At 31.3% G+C, this 3,305-nt stretch carries 6 protein-coding genes and 1 pseudogene; all 7 read left to right on the top strand.

Annotated features, from left to right (window positions below; genetic code table 11):
• On the top strand, positions 1-265 hold a 265-nt coding region (locus H541_RS0110755), incomplete at its 5' end, for a DDE-type integrase/transposase/recombinase (protein WP_022797281.1).
• 73 nt (positions 266-338) lie between these two features.
• Positions 339-650 (top strand): replication initiation protein, encoded by a 312-nt coding sequence (locus tag H541_RS0110750; RefSeq protein ID WP_022797280.1) that lies wholly within the window; start codon positions 339-341, stop codon positions 648-650.
• A gap of 68 nt (positions 651-718) precedes the next feature.
• Entirely contained in the window at positions 719-1,084 is a 366-nt protein-coding gene (locus tag H541_RS0110745; protein ID WP_022797279.1) for a DUF3021 family protein, read from the top strand.
• A gap of 104 nt (positions 1,085-1,188) precedes the next feature.
• Complete coding sequence (locus tag H541_RS0110740; protein WP_022797278.1) at positions 1,189-1,599, top strand: hypothetical protein; 411 nt, start codon at positions 1,189-1,191, stop codon at positions 1,597-1,599.
• Between the two features lie 214 nt (positions 1,600-1,813).
• Positions 1,814-2,254: a LytTR family DNA-binding domain-containing protein gene (locus H541_RS0110735; RefSeq protein ID WP_022797277.1), complete on the top strand. Its 441-nt coding sequence runs from the start codon at positions 1,814-1,816 to the stop codon at positions 2,252-2,254.
• Positions 2,255-2,267: 13 nt separating this feature from the next.
• Positions 2,268-2,711 carry a DUF3021 domain-containing protein gene (locus H541_RS0110730; RefSeq protein WP_022797276.1) on the top strand — a complete coding sequence of 148 codons (444 nt, stop codon included), beginning with the start codon at positions 2,268-2,270 and terminating at the stop codon, positions 2,709-2,711.
• Positions 2,712-3,045: 334 nt separating this feature from the next.
• Positions 3,046-3,305, top strand: a pseudogene (locus tag H541_RS0110725) (hypothetical protein); the annotation flags it as partial.

The following is a 3,305-nucleotide window of genomic DNA, read 5'->3' as shown; positions in this document are numbered from 1 at the left end:
AAGTGCCTTTAAGAAACTAAAAGAATACGGCTTTTATCAAGGGACAGAACATCGTACCATTAAATACCTGAATAATTTGATTGAACAAGACCATCGTCCAGTAAAGAGACGCAATAAATTCTATCGAAGTTTACGCACTGCCTCTACCACGATTAAAGGCATGGAAGCCATTCGAGGATCATATAAGAAAACCCGAAAAGAAGGCACTCTCTTCGGGTTTTCGGTCTGTACTGAAATCAAGGTATTATTGGGAATCCCAGCTTAAATCATAGATACCGTAAGGGATTTTATTCTTTATTTAAAACTTTGCAACAGAACCGATAAGATTATATAAATTAATGCGTGAAGCTAATAAAGACAAGGGGAAAACATGCCCTACTTTACAAGCTACACCAGAAGAATTAGCAAGAATGATGGGGGCTCCTAAAAGCTACACCTTCGGACAATTCAATCAAAAAGTTTTACAACCAGCGATGGACGAAATCAATCTTAAAATCGACGATATGGACTTAGATATGCATAAAGGAACTCGTGGTCGTAAGGTCGTTCATCTCGAAATCTATAACCGTTTTTACCCTCGAAAACCTAATCTGCATGACGAAGATTTTGAGCCAGTTCCAATGGTCGACTGGATGAAAGATTTTAAATAATAAAAGAAGTGAGTTTGTCACAATAAGATGGAGTAAAACTCGTCCAATACTAAATAGGAGGCTAAATAATGACATTAATTATGAAAAGTATTTTTAGAGGCGGAATACCCTTCATTATCATGCAAAGCATTGCCTTATTGCTCTATTATCAAGGACAATATAAAGATGCTAAGAGTACTTTCTTTAGCGGATTAGTTGCATTTATTGTTGGTGCAGCAACAGTTATTTATAATATTGATCAATGGAGTTTAACAAAACAGAGTATTGTTCATTTCTTAATCATGCTGGCAACTATTTATCCTATTCTTTTATTTAGTGGTTGGTTTTCAGTTTCGACATTTGTAGATGCCTTGAAGGTTTTTGGAGTTTTTGTTTTAACTGGTCTAGTTCTATGGTCGATTATGTTTACTCTTACTAAAATTTTTAAATGGTAAAAATTTAGGATTTTTAATATTTCCTAGTTTGTCTTAATAAGAATTGAGTGAAACTTAAGAAAATAGATATAATAGCTAAAATAAACTGGAAGAAGGAAACCAATATGCAATTTTTACCAGAGTTTATCGTTGCAATAATAATAGCTGCAGTACATCTATTAATTTCTTTTAATCTTAAATTACCAGATAAACACAAAAATAAATTTCGACTTTATTCAATCGTTATCAGCCTAGCATTTATCATCTTTTTAGGAGCTTTCTCTTTTAGCTCTTTAATCTCGAGTGATCAAGGAGTTAATATTTATTTTAACGGACTATCTGCTTTGTATTTTGGATTAGTCGTACCCCTTGCAATAGCTCTCGTATGGCGTTTTTACATATGGATAGTGCAGGCTGATATCCAGCCAACTGCTCTTAAATATATAATAATGATTATGTTTTTCTCTATATTAGTAGGATTACTCTATGTAGGATATTCTTTATATATCTTATTCTTTTACGGTTTTGCTCCTTAGTTTGCCTTAAATCTAATTGAGTAAAATTGATAAATAATATAACAAAAAAGTAGGTTGCCATTGTATATTTAAATAGTGACCTACTTTTTTTAGTTTTTTCTTAAAAATTAGTCACCGCATATCTCCTTTAAATAACCTCTTGTCTGATTTTTATAGATAGTATTCTTGTTTTATTATAAAGTTAAATTATCTCATAGAGAGTAGGAGGTTTAAAATGAAATTAGAAATCAACATAGACCCAAATATAAAAGAAACTATAATTAAAGTATTTGCAGAATCAATGAATAATGACGTAAAACTAGTTCAAAGTATTTTAGAACTTTCATCAGTTAATCGGATTGTAGGATTGAAAAATGAGGAGATTTTATTACTTGAACCAAATGATATTATTCGTTTCTTTACAAATGATAAAAAAGTATTCGCACAAACTATGAGGGATGAATATTTAGTTCGTTTAAGAATGTATGATTTAGAAGAAAGATTTAGATCAACTACATTTATTCGAATTTCGCAAGGTGAATTGATAAATTTAGACTATGTTAAAAGACTCGATTTAAGTTATAAAGGCACTATTGCTTTAGAGTTTAAAACTGGAGATATTTCCTATGTATCTAGAAGAAGTCTTAAAAACTTCAAGAAAGTATTAGGAATATAAAGGAGGAACTATCGTGAAATATCTAAAAAAAATTATAAGTGGAGCATTTATAGGTGTAGGAATAGGTTTTACATTAAACCTGATATTCTCTTTTCTAAATGGTGAGTATTATCCAGGAATTCCTAGCTTTTTAAATCAGTATGATTCAATGTTAATAGCAATTACTGTTCAAACATTGATTTATATGTCGCTAGGTATAATTCAATCTTTTTCAACTGATATAATGAATAACCAAAAAAGATCACTTTTATCAAATACAATTATTCACTTTTCTATAATCTTTTTACCATTGCTAATAGTAGCATATATATTACACTGGGGTAGAGATTTGTTAGGATTATTAGTAATAGGATTTAGTATTTTGGTAGTGTATTTTATTATTTGGGTTGTATCTTATCTTAGTATAAAATCTCAAATTGATAAAATAAATCAAACTATTTCAAAAAAAGATAAATAAAAAATGGAGATATTTTCCTGAATTTGTCTTAAATGCAAGTATGACAAACTCAGTTTTTCACCAAAAAGATTGGTACCACAAGGCTAACCGCACTTTTTCCGGTTAGTCTTTTTTGATGGTAACTTTTCAGTTAGTCTTAGTGTCTGTTATGATACCGTTATGTAAAACTGAAAGAAATGACTACTGCCAGCGAAATGTACCAGCGTTGCCAAGTTTTGTACCACCCTTTGCCATGAAATGTACCAGTCATTGCCAAACTGTTTACCACTTATTAACTTCTGTATAATTAATGTGCATGCCTACTGCATGACATTTATTATATGGAGGTTTTTTTATGTTCCAATATAGGAAAGTATTGGAGATGAGGTCTGATGGCTTTTCGCTTCGAAGTATTCGTGCAGCTACTGGTCACTCAAGACAAAAAATAACGGAAGTCATTCGACTTGCGGAAAAAAAGGAGGTGACACTGCCTTTAACAGATGAGATGACAGATAAATGGCTAGAAGAGTTTTTGTATCCTGAAAAGACGATGGAAGGATCAGGTTACCGACCGATTGACTTTGAATACATTCACAAAGAGTTGGGAAAGAAGAA

Origin of the sequence: Bavariicoccus seileri WCC 4188 (assembly GCF_000421665.1) — a bacterium.
Lineage (GTDB): Bacteria > Bacillota > Bacilli > Lactobacillales > Aerococcaceae > Bavariicoccus > Bavariicoccus seileri.
Note: the sequence above shows the minus strand (reverse complement) of the source record. Positions and strands in the feature narration are given on the sequence as shown.

Coding starts and splice junctions, on each gene's coding strand:
- H541_RS0110735 (WP_022797277.1), top strand. CDS start 1,814: ATGAAATTAGAAATCAACATAGACCCAAATATAAAAGAAACTATAATT.
- H541_RS0110745 (WP_022797279.1), top strand. CDS start 719: ATGACATTAATTATGAAAAGTATTTTTAGAGGCGGAATACCCTTCATT.
- H541_RS0110740 (WP_022797278.1), top strand. CDS start 1,189: ATGCAATTTTTACCAGAGTTTATCGTTGCAATAATAATAGCTGCAGTA.
- H541_RS0110750 (WP_022797280.1), top strand. CDS start 339: ATGCGTGAAGCTAATAAAGACAAGGGGAAAACATGCCCTACTTTACAA.